Annotated in this window: 19 protein-coding genes; 6 read left to right on the forward strand and 13 right to left on the reverse strand. The window is 73.1% G+C overall.

All coding sequences use genetic code 11. The features are described 5' to 3' along the window. Positions 1–30: 30 nt before the first annotated feature. The 8 genes from B7L92_RS12535 to B7L92_RS43660 all read right to left on the reverse strand — a co-directional run bounded on the left by B7L92_RS12535 (position 31) and on the right by B7L92_RS43660 (position 8,359). Complete coding sequence (locus tag B7L92_RS12535) at positions 31–1,401, reverse strand: PI-PLC domain-containing protein (protein WP_081237498.1); 1,371 nt, start codon at positions 1,399–1,401, stop codon at positions 31–33. Between the two features lie 104 nt (positions 1,402–1,505). Continuing rightward, a complete protein-coding gene (locus B7L92_RS12540) occupies positions 1,506–2,396 on the reverse strand; it encodes a glycoside hydrolase family 19 protein (RefSeq protein WP_081237499.1) in 891 nt (296 codons plus the stop codon). 206 nt (positions 2,397–2,602) lie between these two features. Continuing rightward, positions 2,603–3,748, reverse strand: coding sequence for an LLM class flavin-dependent oxidoreductase (locus tag B7L92_RS12545; RefSeq protein WP_081237500.1), 1,146 nt, complete (start codon positions 3,746–3,748; stop codon positions 2,603–2,605). A gap of 38 nt (positions 3,749–3,786) precedes the next feature. Then, positions 3,787–4,971, reverse strand: coding sequence for an SfnB family sulfur acquisition oxidoreductase (locus tag B7L92_RS12550; RefSeq protein ID WP_081237522.1), 1,185 nt, complete (start codon positions 4,969–4,971; stop codon positions 3,787–3,789). 5 nt (positions 4,972–4,976) lie between these two features. Beyond that, positions 4,977–5,531 (reverse strand): NADPH-dependent FMN reductase, encoded by a 555-nt coding sequence (gene ssuE, locus B7L92_RS12555; RefSeq protein WP_081237501.1) that lies wholly within the window; start codon positions 5,529–5,531, stop codon positions 4,977–4,979. A gap of 165 nt (positions 5,532–5,696) precedes the next feature. Further along, complete coding sequence (locus tag B7L92_RS12560; RefSeq protein ID WP_081237502.1) at positions 5,697–6,914, reverse strand: acyl-CoA dehydrogenase family protein; 1,218 nt, start codon at positions 6,912–6,914, stop codon at positions 5,697–5,699. A 61-nt stretch (positions 6,915–6,975) separates the two neighbouring features. Beyond that, complete coding sequence (gene sfnG, locus B7L92_RS12565) at positions 6,976–8,094, reverse strand: dimethylsulfone monooxygenase SfnG (protein ID WP_081237503.1); 1,119 nt, start codon at positions 8,092–8,094, stop codon at positions 6,976–6,978. 172 nt (positions 8,095–8,266) lie between these two features. Beyond that, positions 8,267–8,359 (reverse strand): putative leader peptide, encoded by a 93-nt coding sequence (locus tag B7L92_RS43660; RefSeq protein ID WP_368656246.1) that lies wholly within the window; start codon positions 8,357–8,359, stop codon positions 8,267–8,269. Between the two features lie 128 nt (positions 8,360–8,487). Between B7L92_RS43660 and B7L92_RS12575 the strand changes: the two genes are divergently transcribed. Next, entirely contained in the window at positions 8,488–9,450 is a 963-nt protein-coding gene (locus tag B7L92_RS12575) for a LysR family transcriptional regulator (RefSeq protein WP_174703956.1), read from the forward strand. Here the strand turns inward: B7L92_RS12575 and B7L92_RS12580 are convergent. The 3 genes from B7L92_RS12580 to B7L92_RS12590 all read right to left on the reverse strand — a co-directional run bounded on the left by B7L92_RS12580 (position 9,392) and on the right by B7L92_RS12590 (position 12,456). After that, complete coding sequence (locus tag B7L92_RS12580) at positions 9,392–9,571, reverse strand: DUF8839 family protein (protein WP_026085389.1); 180 nt, start codon at positions 9,569–9,571, stop codon at positions 9,392–9,394. The genes B7L92_RS12575 and B7L92_RS12580 overlap by 59 nt on opposite strands. 170 nt (positions 9,572–9,741) lie before the next feature. Further along, positions 9,742–11,829 (reverse strand): MMPL family transporter, encoded by a 2,088-nt coding sequence (locus B7L92_RS12585; protein WP_081237505.1) that lies wholly within the window; start codon positions 11,827–11,829, stop codon positions 9,742–9,744. A gap of 117 nt (positions 11,830–11,946) precedes the next feature. Next, positions 11,947–12,456 (reverse strand): MarR family winged helix-turn-helix transcriptional regulator, encoded by a 510-nt coding sequence (locus tag B7L92_RS12590; RefSeq protein WP_081237506.1) that lies wholly within the window; start codon positions 12,454–12,456, stop codon positions 11,947–11,949. 162 nt (positions 12,457–12,618) lie between these two features. Here B7L92_RS12590 and B7L92_RS12595 point away from each other — a divergent pair, with 162 nt between their 5' ends. Together B7L92_RS12595 and B7L92_RS12600 are read left to right on the forward strand one after the other, a co-directional pair. Next, positions 12,619–13,059 (forward strand): SPW repeat protein, encoded by a 441-nt coding sequence (locus tag B7L92_RS12595; protein ID WP_081237507.1) that lies wholly within the window; start codon positions 12,619–12,621, stop codon positions 13,057–13,059. 152 nt (positions 13,060–13,211) lie between these two features. Then, on the forward strand, positions 13,212–13,475 hold the full coding sequence (locus B7L92_RS12600) for a GlsB/YeaQ/YmgE family stress response membrane protein (protein WP_081237508.1): 264 nt from the start codon (positions 13,212–13,214) through the stop codon (positions 13,473–13,475). Between the two features lie 161 nt (positions 13,476–13,636). On the opposite strand, the gene B7L92_RS12605 is transcribed toward B7L92_RS12600, so the two are convergent. Next, positions 13,637–14,419, reverse strand: a complete 783-nt coding sequence (locus tag B7L92_RS12605) for a GNAT family N-acetyltransferase (RefSeq protein ID WP_081237509.1) — start codon at positions 14,417–14,419, stop codon at positions 13,637–13,639. Between the two features lie 141 nt (positions 14,420–14,560). On the opposite strand from B7L92_RS12605, the gene B7L92_RS12610 reads away from it, so the two are divergent. Beyond that, positions 14,561–15,046 (forward strand): nucleoside deaminase, encoded by a 486-nt coding sequence (locus B7L92_RS12610; RefSeq protein ID WP_004991821.1) that lies wholly within the window; start codon positions 14,561–14,563, stop codon positions 15,044–15,046. A gap of 58 nt (positions 15,047–15,104) precedes the next feature. Here the strand turns inward: B7L92_RS12610 and B7L92_RS43520 are convergent, their stop codons facing one another. Next, positions 15,105–15,752 (reverse strand): chaplin, encoded by a 648-nt coding sequence (locus B7L92_RS43520; protein WP_170102204.1) that lies wholly within the window; start codon positions 15,750–15,752, stop codon positions 15,105–15,107. Positions 15,753–16,040: 288 nt separating this feature from the next. Here B7L92_RS43520 and B7L92_RS12625 point away from each other — a divergent pair, with 288 nt between their 5' ends. Then, a complete protein-coding gene (locus B7L92_RS12625; RefSeq protein WP_081237512.1) occupies positions 16,041–17,642 on the forward strand; it encodes an alpha/beta hydrolase in 1,602 nt (533 codons plus the stop codon). A 134-nt stretch (positions 17,643–17,776) separates the two neighbouring features. After that, the gene (locus B7L92_RS12630) at positions 17,777–18,871 is read left to right on the forward strand and encodes a baeRF3 domain-containing protein (protein ID WP_081237513.1); all 1,095 of its coding nucleotides are present in this window, start codon (positions 17,777–17,779) and stop codon (positions 18,869–18,871) included. Position 18,872: the final 1 nt, after the last annotated feature.

The raw sequence follows: 18,872 nt of genomic DNA on the forward strand, positions 1-18,872 counted from the left end.
GGGCGGGGCCGGTGGGACGGGTGGGGGCCGCTACGGATACGTGTACGTGTTGAGGGCGGCGACGGCGGACGCCGGGTCGCCGAGGTCGTAGCGGTCCACGGCGAGGTAGTTGGGCTTCTTGCGGGCGGCCGGCTGGCAGAACCGGCGGGTGCGGTCGGCGAGTTTGGAGTTGTCCGTGCCGGCCGTGGAGGCGATCGCGGTGTCCCGGAAGTGGTTCATGACGAACAGCGGGCGGAAGCCGGGCTCGGTGCGGGTCAGCGGGATGTTGGTGTCGGCGCCGTACCAGCGGCTGTGGCAGGACCAGTCGGACGCGCCGACGCCCGGACCCATGGACCAGTGGTTCTCGACGGTCCACTCGCGCTGGTACATCACGCCGAAGCTGTCCCGGGTGAGCCCGGCGGCCTGGTCGGCGGCCCGGCTGCGGTCGGTGAAGACCAGCAGCCGGTTTCCGGCGGCGGTCAGGTCGGCCAGGGCCGGCCAGCCGTTCTCGCGCACACCGGTGCGGTCCGGCCGGTAGAGCACCTCCGACAGCCCTCGGACCCGGGCGAGTTCGGCGCGCAGGACGCCCGGGTCGACGTAGTCCTCCAGGAAGACCGTGACGAACTGGTCGGGGTGGGCGCGGAGGAAGTCGACGATCCGCTGGAGGTCGACCCACAGGGCGACGGGCCTGCTGACCAGCGTGCAGCTGTTGTGGCAGAGGATCGCGCCGTCCGGCGTCTGATGGATGTCCAGCATGAATCCGCGGACACCGTCGGCGAGTTGGCGCTCGATTCCCCGGGTCTGGTTGGGGAAGAGATCGACGAACGGCGGGGCGAAGCCGCCGTCGACCCCGTTGGCGTAGGCGTTGTGGGCGGTGAGGAAGGTGACCTGGTCGAGGGTGCGCCGGTCCTGGGGCGGCATGGGGCGGGTGACCGGGCCGACCGGGGTCAGGTACCAGGTGGCGAGGTCGTCCGCGCCGGTGCCGACGGCGAGGGCGGCGGGATGGTTGGCGCCGGGGGGCTTGGGCGCGACGGTGAGGCGGCGGTCCGTGCCGGGCGCGGTGAGGGTGAACCGGTCGGCCCCGGCGGGGACGATCCGCCAGGAGGCGTCCGGGCCGGTGCAGGCGACGGTCCGGGCCCGGTCGCCGTCCCGGCCGAGGCAGGTGCCGGGGCGGTCGGTGCTCTCCAGGAGGTGTGCGGCGCCGTCGGCCCGGAGGGCCCACTGCTGGTGGTCCTCGTCGCCGCGGGGTCTGTGCTGCTCGACGGCTCCGGCGCTGTCGGCGGCGTTCAGCCCGGTGGTCGCGCTCTGGACGTAGTAGGTGCCCGGCGGCGGTGCCTCGTCGGCACCGGCGGCGGGTGCCGGCGCCACGGCCGCCGCGACGAGCGCGACGGTCGTGGTGAGCAGGACGTGGGGGGTGCGCATGGTGGATGCCCTTCGTCCGAAGGACGGCCGCGCGCACACGGGGTGCGCGCGGGCCGTGACCCGACTGTGGTCAGGTGCATGACACCATGCCCCGCCGTCCCCCGTCAGCAGTACAGGTTGCCGCCGGGAGTCGTGCCGAGGATCTGGGCGAACCGCTGGTACGTGTTCACCCTGCTCTGCACCTGGGCCGGGTTCCTGCCGTCGCACTCCAGGGAGCCGTTGATGCTGCGGATCGTCTGGCCGAAACCGGCCTGGTTGACCATGGCGTTGTGCGGGGTCATGGTGCCCGGGCCGGACTGGGTGTTCCAGTACCACAGGGCCGTCTTCCAGGCGACGGCGGCGTCGTTCTGCACCAGCCAGGGGTTGTTCAGCAGGTCGATGCCGAGCGCGTCGCCCGCGGCCTTGTAGTTGAAGTTCCAGCTCAGCTGGATCGGACCGCGCCCGTAGTAGGCGGCCTGACCGGCCGGACAGCCGTACGGCTGCCCCCAGTCGCAGTAGTGCGGGTAGTTGGCCGTGTTCTGCTCGACCACGTGCACCAGGCCGCCGGTCTCGTGGCTGACGTTGGCCAGGAAGGCGGCGGCCTCCTGCTTCTTCACCGTGTCGCTGCCGGTGTTGGCGAAGCCGGGGTAGGCGCTCAGGGCCGCCGTGAGTCCGCTGTAGCTGTAGAAGGAATTCCGGTTCGGGAACATCTGGTTGAACTGCGCCTCGGTCACCACGAAGTTCCCGACCGGCGTCCCGGGGCCGTTGTCACAGGCGTGGGGCTCCCAGTACCAGGTGCTGATCGTCGGGTCGTAGCCCGGGTTGGCGTGCTCGGCGATGTACGCCCGGCCGTCGGTGTAGCGCACGATGTCGCCGGCGTTGTACGACTTCCCGGCCACCCAGGCCGGGTAGCTGGAGCAGGAGGCGGCGGAGGCGGTGGCCGCGGGCAGCAGGATCGGCGCGCTGCCGGCCAGGACGACGGCGGTCAGCACGGCGGAGATACGGCGTCTCGACAAGGGGGCAACTCCTTTGCGGGACACGGCCGCTCCCGGGCGGGGACATGCCTGGGCGAAGGCCCGGCCCGCACGCGCCGGCGAGGCCGGTCACGGCGTGGGGCGGCCGTGGTGGGGGGTGTGGAGCACACTCAACCGCTTTGGTCTGTACCAGTCAAGGCCGTCGACCAGTAATCCCGGATTGTCCGCCAAGTCACTTGCCACATGCCTCAGTTCGCGAACGGCACCTGTGCCGCGGGGACTTCCCCCCGCACTCCTGCCGGATGCCGCCACAGCCCCTGCGCGGCGAGACGCGGCAGCACTCCCTCACCGAACCAGTACGCCTCCTCCAGGTGCGGATAGCCGGAGAGGACGAACTCCTCGACGCCCAGCGCGTGGTACTCGCGGATCCGTTCGGCGACGTCGTCGTGGCTGCCGACCAGGGCGGTGCCCGCGCCGCCGCGCACCAGGCCGATGCCGGCCCACAGGTTGGGGTGGATCTCCAGCCCGTCCCGGGTGCCGCCGTGCAGGGCGAGCATGCGCCGCTGCCCCTCGGACTCGCTGCGGGCGAGACCGGCCTGCACGGCGCGCACGGTCTCCGGGTCGAACCCGTCGAGCAGCCGGTTCGCCTCGACCCAGGCCTGCTCTGCGGTGTCGCGGGTGATGACGTGCAACCGGATGCCGAACCGCAGGCCGCGGCCCTCCCGGGCGGCGAGCGACCGCAGCCGGGCGATCTTCGCCTCGACCTGGGCGGGCGGCTCGCCCCAGGTGAGGTAGACGTCCGCGTGCCGGGCGGCCACCTCCAGGGCCGCGGGTGAGGAGCCGCCGAAGTACACCTGCGGCACGGGGTCGGGCACGCGGGCCAGCGCCGCGTCCTGCACGCTCAGGTGCTCGCCGTCCAGCGAGACGGTCTTCCCTTCCCACAACTCCCTCACGATCCGGAGGAATTCACCGGTGCGGCGGTAGCGGGCGTCCTTGTCGAGGAAGTCGCCGTAGGCCCGCTGTTCGTGGCTCTCGCCGCCGGTGACGACGTTCAGCAGGAGCCGTCCGCCGGTCTGCCGCTGGAAGGTGGACGCCATCTGCGCGGCGAGCGTCGGCGAGACGAAGCCGGGCCGGAAGGCCACCAGGAACTTCAGGCGCTCACTGGCCTGGGAGACCATCGCGGTGGTCAGCCAGGCGTCCTCGCACCAGGCGCCGGTGGGGGTCAGGGCGCCCGTGAAGCCGAGGTTCTCGGCGGCGCGGGCGATCTGGCTCAGATAGGCGACGGTCGGCGGCCGGTCCCCTCCGGCCGGGGAGGCCGGGGTGCCGTGGCCGCCGCCGACGACGTGGCGGCTGTCGCCGTTGGTGGGCAGGAACCAGTGGAAGGTCAGGGACACGCGGGGTCTCCGATCGGGGTCGTTCTCGGGGCGGGCCGTCACAGCAGGCCGTGGCGGGGCGGCCGGATTCCACCGAGCACGTATCTGCCGATGTGCTGGATCTTCCAGCGGACCGGGTCGTGCAGGGTGTGGGTACGGGCGTCGCGCCAGTGGCGGTGCAGATTGAGCGGGTTCAGGGCCGAGCGGGTGCCGGCGACCTCGAAGAGGGCGCTCGTGACCTCCACGGCGGTGTCGGCGGCGTGCGCCTTCGCGGCGGCCACCGCGACGGACGCCTCGGCCGCCGAGTCGTCGGTGAGGCCGGCCCGGGCCTCGTCCACGGTGCGGGCGGCCTCCCGCAGCAGCGCCTCCGACGCGCGGACGCGCACCTCGAGTTCACCGAACCGCTGGACCAGCAGGGGGTCCTCCGCGGCCGTCGCGAAGCCGCTCTCGAACCAGGGGCGGCTCTTCGTCCGGACGAACTCCGCGGCCTCGGACAGCGCTCCCCGGGCGATGCCGGCGTCGATCGCGGCGTGCAGCAATTGGGCTACGGCACCGTGGAGTTGGGGACCCTCGAAGGTGAGGTGGTGCGGGAACACCCGGTCGGCGGGGACCGGGACGCCCGCCAGGCGGACGGTACCGCTCGCGGTCGTCCGCTGGCCCATTCCGTCCCAGTCGTCGACCACGGTGAGGCCCGGGGCGTCGCGCGGGACACAGGCGACGTGCAGCCTGTCGTCCTCGGCCCGGGCGAGGACGGGGATCCAGTCGGCGTAGAGGGCACCGGTGGCGTAGTGCTTGACGCCGTTCAGGACGTACGAGCCGTCCGGCCGGGGTTCCAGGCGGGTGCGGATGTCCTGGACGTGCCGGGTGCCGGCCTCCGACTGGGCGTTGCCGAGCCGGCGCCCGGCGAGCAGTTCGGAGTAGAAGAACTTCTTCTGCTCGTCCGTTCCCTGACGTCCGATCACCTGGACGTAGGTGAAGTGGCTCTGCGGGATCTGGGCCAGGCTGGCGTCCGCCGTGGCCAGCAGCCGGAAGATCTCCGCGAGGGTCTGTCGGCTCACGTCCGCCCCGCCGTGCTCGGCGGGGACGGTGACGGCGAGCAGACCGGACGCGGAGAGCCGTTCCACCTCCTCCCGGGGCAGCCGGCGTTCGGCGTCCCGGGCACCGGCGCCCGCGCGGAACTCCTCGGCCAGGGCGGCGGCGACGGCGAGGGCCTCGGCGTCGTCGGCGATCACGTGCGCGGTCATGGCCATCAGCTCGCGGCGGCCAGCGCCGGGACGGGGGGCAGGGCCGCCGAGAACTGGTCGACCACCTGGGTGAGGGCCTCCTCGGCGGCGGGGGCGACGGTCAGCGCGCCGTCCTCGTGCACGGTGATGTCCTTGTCGAGGGTGAACCAGCCCTGCACGACGTGGGCCGCGCCCATGGAGTTGAGGACCGGGCGGAGCGCGTAGTCGATGGCCAGGACGTGGGCGGTGGTGCCGCCGGTGGCCAGCGGCAGCACCGTCTTGCCGGTCAGCGCGTACTGCGGCAGCAGGTCGAGGAGCGCCTTGAGGACACCGGAGTACGACGCCTTGTAGACGGGGGTGCCGACGACGACGCCGTCGGCACGGGCGAAGAGCGCGCCGGCCTCCTCGATGGCCGGGTGCCCGAAGTCGGCGCCGAGCAGCGCCTCCGCGGGGAGGGCGCGCACGTCGAGCGGGATCACCTCGTGGCCCTGTGCGATCAGCCGCCGGTCCAGGTGGCGCAGCAGACGGTTGGTGCGGGAGGCGGCGGAGGGACTGCCGGAGACGGACAGGACGGTGGCCATGGGACCTCTTTTCCGGTTTTCCGGGTTCTCGGGTTTCGGCTTTTCGGGTTCTAGGGGTTTTCGGGTTCTAGGGGTTTTCGGGTTCTAGGGTTCTCGGAGGGGGTGCGGTCCTCGGGGTGTTCGAGGGGCGGGGTGCCCGGGCGCGGCCGGGCACCCCGGGGGCGGTCAGGAGTACCAGGTGGGCTCGGGCAGTTCGCCCTCCAGGACCCAGCGGCCGACCTCACGGCGCTTGTAGGCGACCGGGTCGTGCAGCGTGTGGGTGCGGATGTTGCGCCAGAAGCGGTCCAGGCCCTCGGCGGTCGTGGTGGAGCGGGCACCGGTGACCTCGAAGATGCGGCTCGTGACCTCCAGGGCGACGTCCGTGGCGCGGGCCTTGACGGCGGCCACCCGCACCTCGAAGTCGCCGCGCGCCTGCTCGGTGACCGCGTCGGGGTCGTCGTGCAGCCGCTGCCCCTCGACGGCGACGGCGTCGGCGAGCGCCTCGACCGCCCAGAGCTTCGCCGTGAGGTCGCCGTAGGTGTCGATGACGTGGGGCTCGTCGACCGCGCGGTCGTGGCCGCCGTGCAGCCAGGACCGCGCCTTGGTGCGGGTGTAGGCGGCCGCCGTCTCCAGCGCGCCGGCCGCGATGCCGAGGTAGAAGTTGACGAAGACCAGCTGGATGGTGGGGACGTTGAGGGTGTTGTAGACCCGCGGCCGGAACTCCTTGTCGACGTACCCGGCCGCGGAGGACCAGGGGGTGCGGACGCCGTCGAGGGTGACGCTGCCGCTCTCGGTGAGCCGCTGGCCGATGTTGTCCCAGTCGTCGTGGAAGGTCAGGCCCTCGCTGTCGGACGGCACGATGGCGAAGACGTGCCGGTCCGTGCCCTCGAAAACGCCCTCCAGGACGGTGACGTCGGAGACCCTGCTTCCGGTGGAGAAGGACTTGCGGCCGGTGAAGACCAGGTCGTCGCCGTCCTCGGTGACGACGACGTCCTTGTCCCGCGGGTTGACGGCGCCGCCGAAGAACCAGCGGTTGCGGGCGGCCTCGGCCTCGATGTGCTCCCACTGCTCGCGCGTGCCGACCAGGCGGGCGGCCCAGTTCCACAGGTAGTGGTAGCCCAGGAGCTGGCCGATGGAGCCGTCGGCCTTCGCGATCTCCCGGACGACGTGGTGGGCGGTGATCCAGTTCTGGCCCCCTCCGCCGTGCTCGGCGGGGCCCAGCAGGGTGACGAGGCCGGAGTCCTTCAGCAGCCGGACCTCGGCGCGCGGGGCGGCTCCGGCGCGGTCGCGGGCGGCGGCGTCGGTGGCCAGGACGGCGGCGACCGCCGCGGCGCGGGCGGTCCAGTCCTCGGCGGTGCGCGGGGCGGGGCGGACGCTCCAGTCCGTGGGGGTGACGGTGCTCATGGGGGTGTCGGCCTCTCTTCTGCTGTCTCGTGCGCGTGTGCGGATCTCGGGGGACGGGCGGTCAGGCGTGGGCGGGGACGGAGGCGGGGCCCGTGCGGTCGGCGGCCTCCAGCTCGCGCACCAGGGGCAGGACGCGGCGGCCGAAGTACTCGACCTCCTCGTGGTAGTGCAGAAAGCCGAGCAGGAAGAGGTCGACGCCGAGCCGCTTGTAGGCGACGATCCGCTCGGCGACCCGCTCCGGGGTGCCGATCAGGCCGGTGCGGAAGCCGTCGTTGTACTGGACCAGGTCCTCGAAGGTGGAGTCCTGCCACATGCCCTTGCCGTCGGCGGTGGACCTCCCCGCCTGCCGGACGGCGGCGCCGAAGCCCTCGACGGCCTCGGTGTCGGCCCGGGCGACGATCTCCCGGAGGGTCTCACGGGCCTCGGCCTCGGTGTCGCGGGCGATGAGGAAGCCGTTGAGGCCGAACTTCGGGGGCCGCCTCCCCGCCCGGGAGGCGGAGTCGTGGACGTCGGCGATCTGCTCGGCGACCCCGTCGAAGTCCCGGCCGTTGGAGAAGTACCAGTCGGAGACCCGGCCGGCCATGGCGCGGGCGGCGGTGGAGTTGCCGCCCTGGAAGATCTCCGGGTGCGGACGCCCGGCGGTGCCGAGGGGCTTGGGCTTGAGCGAGAAGCCCCGCAACCGGTAGAAGTCACCGGCGAGTTCGGCGCGGTCCTCGGTCCAGCTCGCGCGCAGGGCGCGGATGAACTCCTCGGCGCGCCGGTAGCGTTCGTCGTGCTCCAGCCAGGGTTCGCCCAGGGCGGTGAACTCGTCCTTGAACCAGCCGCTGACCACGTTGACCGCGAAGCGGCCGTGCGACAGGTGGTCCGCGGTGGCGCCCAGCTTGGCGAGGACACCGGGGTGCCACAGGCCGGGGTGGACGGCGGCGATCACCTTCAGGCGCCGGGTGGCGAGCAGCAGGGCGAGGCTGAAGCTCGTCGACTCGTGCTGGTGCTCGGCGCCGTAGCTGGCCATGTAGCGGACCTGGGTGAGGGCGTAGTCGAAACCGTTGTCCTCGGCGAGGACAGCGAGTTCCCGGTTGTAGTCGTACCCCCAGTCGGTGCGCTGGTCGATCCGGCTGGTGACCAGGCCACCGCTGACATTGGGCACCCAGTAGGCGAATTTCAAGGGGTCTGCGGGCATGCGGAACTCCTGCTGCGGAATGTCGCGGAATTCAGAGGGATTTCGGGCACACCGAATTCACGGATCGCCGAGAGGCGCGGAATTCAGGTGGCTCGGGTGATGAGGAGACGGACGGCGCGCGGCCTGCACGGCCGGCGGGCGCTGCGGGAAGGAGGGCGGCGAATCGGGACGATCAGGCCGCGGGACGACAGGAGGCGCTGGAAACGCGCGCGAGGTCGACGTGGCGTCGCCGCGTGAGGTCCAGTCGCATCGTCATGTCCGTCATCGTGGCAGCCGCCGCTCGGGGGCGTCAAGGAAAACCCGACCGGTCTCGTATCGCGGACCATTGAATTTCACGAAGGTGTGACAGGGAAACCCTTGAACGGGATGTTCGGGCACCCGCATTCTGCTGCCGTGCGGACTGAACAACTGGAATACATCGCGGCCGTCACCCGATTGGGTTCGCTGCGCCGGGCGGCCGAGGAACTGAGGCTCTCCCAGCCCGCGTTGAGCGAGACCGTACGGAACCTGGAGCGCGAGCTGGGGGTCGACCTGCTGGAGCGCAAGCGCTCCGGGGCGACGATGAGCGCGGCGGGCCGGGAGCTGCTGCCGCGCATCGTCGACGTCCTGGACGCGGTGGACCGGCTGCGGGCCGCCGCGGGCGAGCAGCACCGCATCCGCCGCATGGTGCGCGTCGGCACGGTGAACGCGGCGACCGTGCCGCTGCTGGTGCCGGCCGTGCGGGAGTTCCGTGCCGCGCATCCGCTCACCCAGGTCGAGGTGGTCGGGGCGCAGCAGACGGACATCCACCGGGCGCTGCTGGAAGGGGGGTTCGACCTCGGGCTGGTGAACCACCTGGAGGGTGACGACATGCCGGACGGGTTCGAGTCCACCGAGCTGCTGCGCGGCCGGCCGGTGGTGTGCCTGCACCCGGACAGCCCGCTCGTCGGCCGGGCGGAGGTGTCGGCGGACGACCTGCTCACCGAGCCGCTGATCGCGATGCGCTCGGGCTATGTGATGCACCGTTACGTGCACCGGCTCCTGGACGGCCGCTCCCCGGCGTTCGCGTACTCCACCGACGGCGCCGAGATGGGCAAGCTGATGGTCGCCGAGGGGCTCGGGGTGACGGTGCTGCCGGAGTTCAGCGTCGTCGGGGATCCGCTGGAGCGGCAGGGCGCGCTCGTGTGCCGTCCGGTCGCCGGTGACCGGTCCCGGGTGCTGCTGATGCTGCGTCGGCGCAGGTCCGCGTCGGTGCCGCTGGCCGCCCGGGCCCTGCACGAGGCGTTCGTGCGGCGGGCCGGGCGGCTGGGCGGTGCGGTCAGTCGTCCTGCGGAGACGGGACCACCACGAGGAACGCGTCCGACTCCAGGTCCATGACGACCGTGGCGGGTTCGCCCTCGGCGCGGTGCCGGGCCGCGCACTCCTCCGCCGGCCAGGACCCGCGCGGGGCACCCGCGGGGAAACGTTCCAGCACCTTCGCTCCCGTCACGGCAGTCATGGGGCGGACACCTCCTGTCGACCTGCGGCCCGAAGGCCGTTCCGTTCCGTACGTTTTCCGTACGTTCCGGCTGCCCGGGATCGGAACGGACATGTCCGGGACGGCCGTGTACGGGACGGATCCGCCCGGGACGGGCGCGTACGGGGGACGCGCCCGTCCCGGACGGAGGGTCAGCCCCGCGCCTCCTTGCGTTCCCCGGCGAGCCGGCCCGGCCACCAGGCGACCGGCCCGAGGTCCAGGGCCAGGGCGGGCACCAGCAGGGAGCGCACGACCAGCGTGTCGAGGAGGACGCCGAAGGCGACGATGAAGGCGACCTGTGCCAGGAAGGCCAGCGGGATCACCCCGAGCGCGGCGAAGGTGGCGGCCAGCACCACGCCGGCCGAGGTGATCACCCCGCCGGTGCTGACCAGCCCGCGCAGCACGCCCTGGCGGGCCCCGTGCCGCAGCGACTCCTCCCGGACCCGGGACATGAGGAAGATGTTGTAGTCGACGCCGAGGGCCACCAGGAACACGAAGCCGTACAGCGGCACCGACGGGTCGGTGCCGGTGAAGCCGAACACGTGCGGGAAGACCAGGGCGGAAACCCCGATCGTGGCCAGGAAGTTGACCGCGACGGTGGCGACGAGCAGCGCGGGCATCAGCAGCGAGCGCAGCAGCACGGTCAGCACCAGGAAGATGACGACGAGGACCACGGGGACGATGAGGGTGCGGTCCCGTTCCGCCGTCCGCAGGGTGTCGTACTGCTGGGCCGTGTAGCCGCCGACGAGGGCGTCCGCGCCGGGGATGTCGTGCAGGGCGGTGCGCAGCCGTGCCACGGTGTCCTTCGCGGCGTCGCTGTCGGCCGCGGAGTCGAGGGTGACGTCGACGCGGACCCGTCCGTCGACCACCAGGGGTTCGCCGCCGGGACGTCCGGAGGCCGTCGCACCGGCCGCCGAGGCGACGCCCTCGGTGTTCTCCGCCACGGCCACGACGCGGCCCAGCCGGTCGGCGGCGGCGATGACCACGGTGGGGTTGCCGGAGCCGCCGGGGAAGTGCTCGGAGAGGGTGCGCTGGGCGGCGACCGACGGCGCGTCGTTGACGAAGGTCTCGTCGAGCGGCACGCCCTGGGAGTCGAGGGTCGGCGCGAAGGCGGCGCAGGCGATCAGGGCGGCCAGCGTGAGGGCCCAGACCTTGCGTGGTGCCCGTCCGACGAGGGACGCGACACGCCGCCACACGCCGTCGCCGGTGCTCCGGTTCCCGGTGGCGCGCGGCTTCGCGGGCCAGTAGGCGGCGCGGCCGAGCAGGACGAGCACGGCGGGCAGGAAGGTCAGGGTGCTGAGCACGGCGCAGGCGATGCCGATGGCGCCGACCGGGCCGAGCGCCCGGGTGTTGGTCAGGTCGCTGAGCAGGAGGGCGATCAGGCCCAGCGCGACGGTGGCGGCGCTGGCCACGACGGCGCCCCAGGACCGCAGGAGCGCGGACCGCATGGCGGTGAAGCGGTCGTGCTCGGCCAGTTCCTCGCGGAAGCGGGCGGTGACCAGCAGGGCGTAGTCGGTGGCGGCGCCGATGACGAGGATGGACAGGATGCCCTGGACCTGGCCGTCGACGCGTACCACGTCGTTGTCGGCGAGGGCGTACACCACCGCGCAGGCCAGGGCGAGCGCCAGGACCGAGGACACGATGATCACCAGGGGCAGCAGGACGCTCCGGTACACCAGGACCAGGATCACCAGGACGGTCACCAGCGCGACGGCGAGCAGCAGGCCGTCGATCCCGGCGAAGGCGTCGGACAGGTCGGCCCGGGTCGCGGCCGGTCCGGCCAGCTGGACCGTGGTGCCGGGCACCTTCTCGGCCGCCGTGCGGATCCGTTCGAGCGCGTCGGGGAGCCCGTCGCCGAGCCCGGGGTCCAACTGGACGACTCCCTGCAGGGCCTCGCCGTCCTCGGACGGGATCGCCGGGGAGGTCCTGCCGACGACGCCCGGGGTGTCCACGAGGGAGGCGAGCGCGCGGGTGGCCTCGGGCTGCCGGTCCCTCACCGGGCCGTCCGCGTCGCCGGTCCACAGCACGATCGCCGGCAGGGTCTCGTCCTGCCGGAACGCCTTCTGCTCCTCGATGACCTCCGTCGACTCGGCGCTGCGCGGGAGGAAACCGGCCTGGTCGTTGACGGCCACCTCGCCGAGCTTGCCGGCGTAGGGGCCGAACGCCCCTCCGATGCCGAGCCAGGCGACGAGCAGCAGGACGGGGACGAGCCGGCGGGCCCATCGGGATGAGGCGGTCATCACTCTCCAGGTGCGGTGATAATCATCTCGACGAGAAACAATCTCAATGATTGAAATAGATTGCGGGTGTGATCGTAGACCACACCGGTTCCACTGATACGGCCGGGCCGGGGGCGGTCAGTGCCGCTCGGGAGCCCCGCGGAGGGCGAGTTCCTCGTTCAGCGCGGTGAGAAACCGCAGGGCGACGGCGAGTTCGGAGTCGTCGAAGCGGGAGAGCGCCGCACCGGCGGCCTGCGCGAGCGGACGGAAGTACGCCCGGGCCGCCGCCTTGGCGTCGGCGGCGTAGTACAGGTGGACCACCCTGCGGTCGGCGCTCTCCCGGACCCGGGTGACGTGTCCCGCGCGCTCCAGCCGGTCCACGCACGCGGTCACGGCCCCGGAGGTGAGCCCGAGGTGCTCCCTGAGCCGGCCGGGGGTCATCGGCTCGTCCGCGTCCAGGATCGCCGCGAGCGCCTGGACGTCGGTGGCGTGCAGCTCGTTGCGGCCCGCGAAGCCGTGGACCATCCGGTTGATCTCGCCGTTCATCCGGCGCAGCTGGACGGCGAAGGCCTGGAGGTCGGCCGCCTCCGGCACCCGGAGCGTGTCGTGCTCCGCCGCCCGCCGTTCCGCGTCGTCTGCTGTGGCCACACGGTCACCCTATAGAAGGCACGGCACCGGGAGGGCACCCCCCGCACCGCCCCCGCACCGAGCTCTACACATAAGGGAAAAATAAGCGCAGTATGAACATACGCGTCTTTTCCCGCACATCGCACCAGACGCGGTCAGGTCTGCTAGTCGAAGGAGACGACCATGGCCAACGTCTCGCACCCGCGCGGTGACCTCGGCAGCCACCCCGATGCTCCGGAGATGCGGGCCCGGTACGACCGTGTGCTCGGCGGTCGTGACGTGGCCCTCGTGGACGGGCCGGTGTTCCTGCTCGGTCTGTACTGCGCGGTGTCCCCGTGGATCCTCCACTACACGACGAGTCAGCCCGCGCTCGCGACCCACAACCTGATCGTGGGCATCGCGATCGGCCTGCTCGGCCTGGGGTTCACCGCGGCCCCGGCGCGCATGTACGGCCTCAGCGGGGCCATGTGCGCCCTGGGCATATGGCTGATCATCTCACCGTGGATCGTCGGCCAGGGCCCCGACGCCGGCGTGATCTGGAACAACGTCGTCATCGGTGCCCTGACCCTGGCCCTGGGCACGGTCTGCCTCGCCACCGCGGCCAGGAACGCCTCCCGGCGGTAGGCACGGCCACCCGGCCGGCCCGCGTCCGTCCGGACCGGCCGCTTTCGCATCCGGGCCCGGGCACGGCCGCGCGGTCCCCGCGGGAACGGGGACTGTCCCCACCGCCCCGGGGCAGAAGTCCTACAGCGGGAGTCACGAGGAGAAGGGGCGAAATGGAGATCGACGGCATCATCAGTGCCATCGTCATCGGCATTGTCATCGGTGTTCTGGGCCGGCTCGTGGTCCCGGGGCGCCAGCGCATCGGGGTCCTGTGGACGATCCTCGTCGGCATCGTCGCCGCGCTCATCGGTTCGGCGATCGCCGCGGCCCTCGGGGTGGCCGACACCAAGGGCGTCGACTGGGTGGAGTGGTTGATCCAGATCGGTCTCGCCGCGCTCGGAGTGGCCGCGCTGGACCGTGCGAAGGCACGCCGCTGACCGGCCCCCGGCAGCCGGGGGCGGACGCGCAGAACGGGTCCGGAGGCAAGCACCGCCTGGTGCCGCCCTCCGGACCCGTTCCCGTTCCCGCCGCCACCGCTCCCCCGTTCGCCGCCGAAGGCCGGGGAGTCCGGGCTCCGGGGCGCGCCCGGTGCGCCCTCCTACCGTGCCGGCACGTACACGTACGGAGTCGTCGTGGTCAGGGGCGCGAAGCCGAGGCGTTCGAGGATGGGGCGGCTCCGGTCGGAGGCGTCGACCTGGAGGTAGCGGTGGCCGCGGTCCGCGGCGACCCGGGCCCGGTGGGCGACCAGTGCGCGGTAGACGCCCCGGCCGCGCCAGGCCGGCACGGTGCCGCCGCCCCACAGACCGGTGAACGGGGTGCCGGGCACCGGCTCCATCCGGGCCGCGCCGACCGGCTCGCCGTCGGCCAGGGCCACGACGGCGACCACGGTGCCGGGGTCGGCCGAGAGCCGGGCGAGCAGCTGGCGGCGCAGCCGGGACGCGTCGGCGCCGAACGCCTTCTCGTGCACGTCGGCCACCAGGTCGGCGCCCGCCCGGTCGGTGACGGGCACGACCCGGATGCCCTCGGGCGTCCCGGTGTCGAGGCGGAGGTCGGTGATCTCGCCGACCATGAGGGTCTCCTCCGGCTCGGGCGTGAACCCGGCCGCCGCGAGCCGCTGCCCGAGGTCCGCCGGCCGATCGTGGCCGTACAGCTTCCACTCGAACTCGCGGCCGAGCGCGGTGAAGTGCGCGATCTGCTCCGCGATCGCCGCGTCCGCGTCCGTCTCGTCCAGGGCGGACCAGAGGACGCCGTTCCAGCCGTACTCGGGAGCGGTCTGCCGCACCACGCCGCCGGTGCGCTCGACGCGGGCGTCGGGCCCGTCGGGCCGCGCCCCCTCGCGCAGGTCGCGGTCGAACAGGGCGAGTACCGAGGCGTGATCCATGCGACCGACCCCACCACGGGGCCGGTGCCGGGGGCAACGGGATTCAACGGGATTAGGGGCGGCGTCCGCGACGGCTTCGCCTCCGCGCGCCCACGGCCTTAGGGTGCTGTCGATCAAGCCGATGCGAGGAGGGCCGGGCCCATGGTCGTGAAGGAAGCCGAACTGCCGCACCTGCGCCGCTGTGTGGAGCTGGCGACCGAGGCGCTGGAGTCCGGGGACGAGCCGTTCGGCTCGGTCCTCGTGGGCGGGGACGGCACCGTGCTCGCCGAGGACCACAACCGCGTGGCCTCCGGGGACCACACCCGGCACCCCGAGTTCGAGCTGGCGCGCTGGTCGGCGGCCCACCTGACGCCCGACGAGCGGGCCGCCGCCACGGTGTACACCTCCGGCGAGCACTGCCCGATGTGCGCGGCGGCCCACGCCTGGGTGGGCCTCGGACGCATCGTGTACGTCGCCTCCTCCGAGCAGCTGGCGTCCTGGCTCTCCGAGCTGGGGGTGCCCGCCCCGCCGGTGCGGACGCTGCCGGTCGCCGAGGTCGCCCCCGGCGTGGTCGTGGACGGCCCCGTCCCGGAGCTGGTCGGAGAGGTCGAGGAGCTGCACCGGCGGTTCCACCGCGCACGCGCCTGACCCGCGCGGGCCCCGCCGGACGACGCGGGCCCCGGGAGCCCGCTCGTTCCCCCGGGGGTCAGCCGTCCGTCCGCGGGCGGGCGCGGCGGTACAGGACGACTCCGCCCAGGAAGAGCGCGGCACCGGTCGCGAGAACCGGGACGGTGCGGTCGGCGCCCGTCTCGGCGAGGGCGGCCGTCCTCGGCGGGGCGGCCCGGGGTGCCGGCTCGGGGGCCGGCGGCGTGCGCGGCGGGGTGGACGCCTCGGGCTCCGGGCGGTCGGGCCGCTCACCGGAGGTGTTCGTGGACACGTTACCGACGGCCGCGTTCCCGACGCCGACCACGTTCACGCTGTTCCCGGTGACGTTGACCGGGAGGTCCACCGGCAGCTGCACCTGGTTGCCGGACACCACGCCCGGTGAGCCCTGCGCGCCGCTCCCGGCCGTCGCGCCGCCGGCCGGTCCCGAGGCCCCGGCCCGCTGGTCCGCGTCCTCGTTGACGCAGGTGTTGCCCGCGGCGGGGTTGAGCAGACCCACCACGTTCACCGTGTTCCCGCACACGTTCAGCGGGGCGTGCACCGGGAGCTGGAGGGTGTTTCCGGACACCACCCCGGGCGAACCGACCGCGGCGCCCTCCGCGCCGGCGTCGGCGTACGCCGGCATCGCCACGGCCATCGCGCCCGACGCGGCGGCGACGGCGATCACACCGTTCCGGGTAACCCTTCGCATAGGTTCCCTGCCTTCCAGAGTTGGTCGCGGGCACTCGCCCGCACCGGACAGAACGCGCGTGCCGCCATCCGGGTTATGGCTCCCCCGTACGGCCCCGGGCCGTTCACTCCATCAGGGGGCCCGCCGTTCGAGCCCCGGGCGGATCCGTCGAACGCGCGGCTGACGAACACGCGGCGGCCGGGCCCCGGACGTGCCGCCGTCCGGCCGACAGGCGGGGGCCGCGGGGCCCGCTTATGGTGAGCGAGGGCGCCGCTCCCGGTCCGCTGCGGGGCGCCCCTGGAGGCATCGATGCTGGCCAAGCTCTCCACGCGACCTTCGGCCCGGTGCCGCGCGATGCGGTCCTCGGTCCGGCGCCGCGCGGCCACCGGCGCGGCCGGGCTGGCCCTGCTGGGTGCGGGACTGACGGCCCTCGGCGACACGGACCCGGACCTCGGCCGGTTCTACGACCAGAAGATCAGGTGGACGGCGTGCGAGGGCACGGAACTGCCCGAGGACCTGCAGTGCGGGAGGATCACCGTCCCGCTCGACTACGCCGAGCCCGAGAAGGGCACCCTCGAGCTGGCCCTCGCCCGCTACCGGGGCACCGGCGACCCGCGGGGCTCGGTGGTGCTGAACTTCGGCGGCCCGGGCGGCTCGGGCGTCCTGGGACTCGCCCACGGCGGCAAGGAGTTCATGGGCCTGACCGACGACTACGACGTGGTCTCCTTCGACCCGCGCGGCGTCGGCCGCTCCTCACCGGTCAGCTGCGGCACGGAGGCCACCGGCCGGGCGCTGGAGGCGACCGGCGGCGAGGACATGTCCGATCCCCGCGAGGCGCTCGCGCAGTTGCGCGAGGTGGCCGCCGAGTGCGTCGAGCACTCGGGCCCCGTCCTCTCCCACATCGGCACCGTGGACGTCGCCCGCGACCTGGACGTGATGCGCCAGGCGCTCGGCGACGAGAGGCTCAACTACCTGGGCTTCTCCTACGGAACCCGGCTCGGCGCGGTGTACGCGTCCCGGTTCCCCGAGAAGGTGGGCCGGTTCGCGCTCGACGGCGTGGACACGCTGACCGAGCCGCTGACCGAGCAGGGAGTGGCGAGCGCCAAGGGGCAGCAGAAGGCGCTGGAGAGCTTCCTCACCTGGTGCACGCAGGACATCGCCTGCCCGTTCGGGCAGGACCCGCGCGACGCCCGCCGGCAGGTGGTGAAGCTGGTCGAGTCGCTCGACGAGAACCCGGTGCCGACCGACTTCGGTTTCGAGTTCACCGGTCAGGACCTCGCCGGCGCCCTGGGACAGGGGCTCTACAGCAAGGAGCTGTGGCCGCTGCTGCAACGGGCCCTCGCGCAGTTGATGGAGGACGGGGACACGCGCGGGGTGGAGGCCTTCGCGACCGGAGGGGTGGCGCCCCCCTCGCCGCGGCGGTCCGACGACCCCCTCGTCGACGAGGGGGAGGTGCCGCTGGACAACCTGCCGGCGGCGCTGATGGCGGTGAACTGCGCGGACGACCCCGACCGCCCCACCGCCGAGCGGCTGACCCGGGACCTGGCCCGGCTGCGCACCGCCTACGAGGAGGCCTCGCCGGTCTTCGGCCGGTACCGGCTCGCCCAGGTGCTGATGTGCCACGGCCGGCCCAAGGGCACCGACTACATCCGCGAGCAGGTCAAGGACCTCGACACGCCGAAGATGCTGCTGGTCGGCACCCGGGGCGACCCGGCCACGCCGTACCGCTGGACGGTGGAGACGGCCGAGCGGCTCGGTGAGGCGGCGGTGGTGCTGGACAACCGGGGTGAGGGGCACACCGGTTACGGGTCGTCCGCATGCGTGCACCGCAAGGTCGACGACTTCCTGCTGTACGGATCCCTGCCGCCGAGCGGCAGTTCCTGCGGTTCCGAGGAGGACGGCCGGCTCTGAACCGCCCGTGCGGACTCCGCGGAGCCGGAGCCGGCGCCCTCGTCCGCATGCCCGCGCCCGCTCCGGCCCGTGCCCCCACAGCCGAGCGACATGCCCCGAATGCCCGATACGCGAATCGGCTCTATGGTGCTGTCATGGAGCACGATCTGAGTCCTGCGGCCCTCGCCGAACTGCGTCGGCCACGGCCCTATCCCGCGGTGTCCGTGCTGACCCCGACGCATCGGCGCGATCCCCTGAGCGCGCAGGACGCCGTCCGGCTGCGCAACGCGGTGGGCGAGGCCAAGAAGCAGCTGGAGGCCGACCCCGCGGTCACCCGGGACCGGCGTGCCGACGTGGCCCGGCAACTGGACCGGGCCCTGTCCGAGGTCGACCTGTCGCACAGCGAGGACGGCCTGATCATCTTCGCGGCCCCGGGTGAGCACCAGGTGTGGTCGCTCGCCCGTTCCGTGCCCGAGCGCGTGGTGCTCTCGGACACCTTCCTGACCCGCAACCTCGTCTCCGCCCACACCGCGGAACGGCCGTTCTGGGTGCTGTCGGTGGCCGCCGACCGGGTCGCCCTGTGGAGCGGCGGCACGGACCGGGTGGTGGAGGAACGCGCCGGAGGCTTCCCGCTGGTCCGGAGCGCGGAGAACTTCGACCCGGAGCGACTGGAGCGGGTCGGCGACCAGCCGAGCGCCTTCCGCGACGAAGGCACCCGCAAGTTCCTGCGCGAGGCCGACCTCGCGATGGGCGCGCTCCTGCGCGGCCACCCCCGGCCGCTGTACGTCACCGGCACGCCCGCCGCCCTGTCCCTGCTGTCCGAGGTCGGCGGCATGACCAGGGACGCGGTGCACGTCCCGCACGGCGGACTCGCGGACAGCACGCCCGACGCGGTGTGGCAGGCGGTGCGGCCGGTGCTCGAGGCCGAGGCCCGCAGGAGCACCGAGGACGTGACCCGGTCCCTGGAGTCCGCCCGCGGGCGCAAGGAGTTCGCGGCCGGGGTCGACGAACTGTGGCAGAGCGCCCGGGAGGGACGGGTGCGGCTGCTGGCCGTCGAGGAGAACTACCGGGTCACGGTGCGCGACACCGGTGACCACCTGGTCGTCGCCGCGGACGGCGACCTGGACGCCCGCGAGGACATCGTGGACGAGATCGTGGAGCAGTGCCTGGAGACCGGCGCCGAGGTCCGCTTCGTCCCGGACGGCACCCTCGGGGACGCGGACGGGATCGCAGGGGTGCTGCGGTACTGAG

This window comes from Streptomyces viridosporus (assembly GCF_002078235.1).
GTDB lineage: Bacteria > Actinomycetota > Actinomycetes > Streptomycetales > Streptomycetaceae > Streptomyces > Streptomyces viridosporus.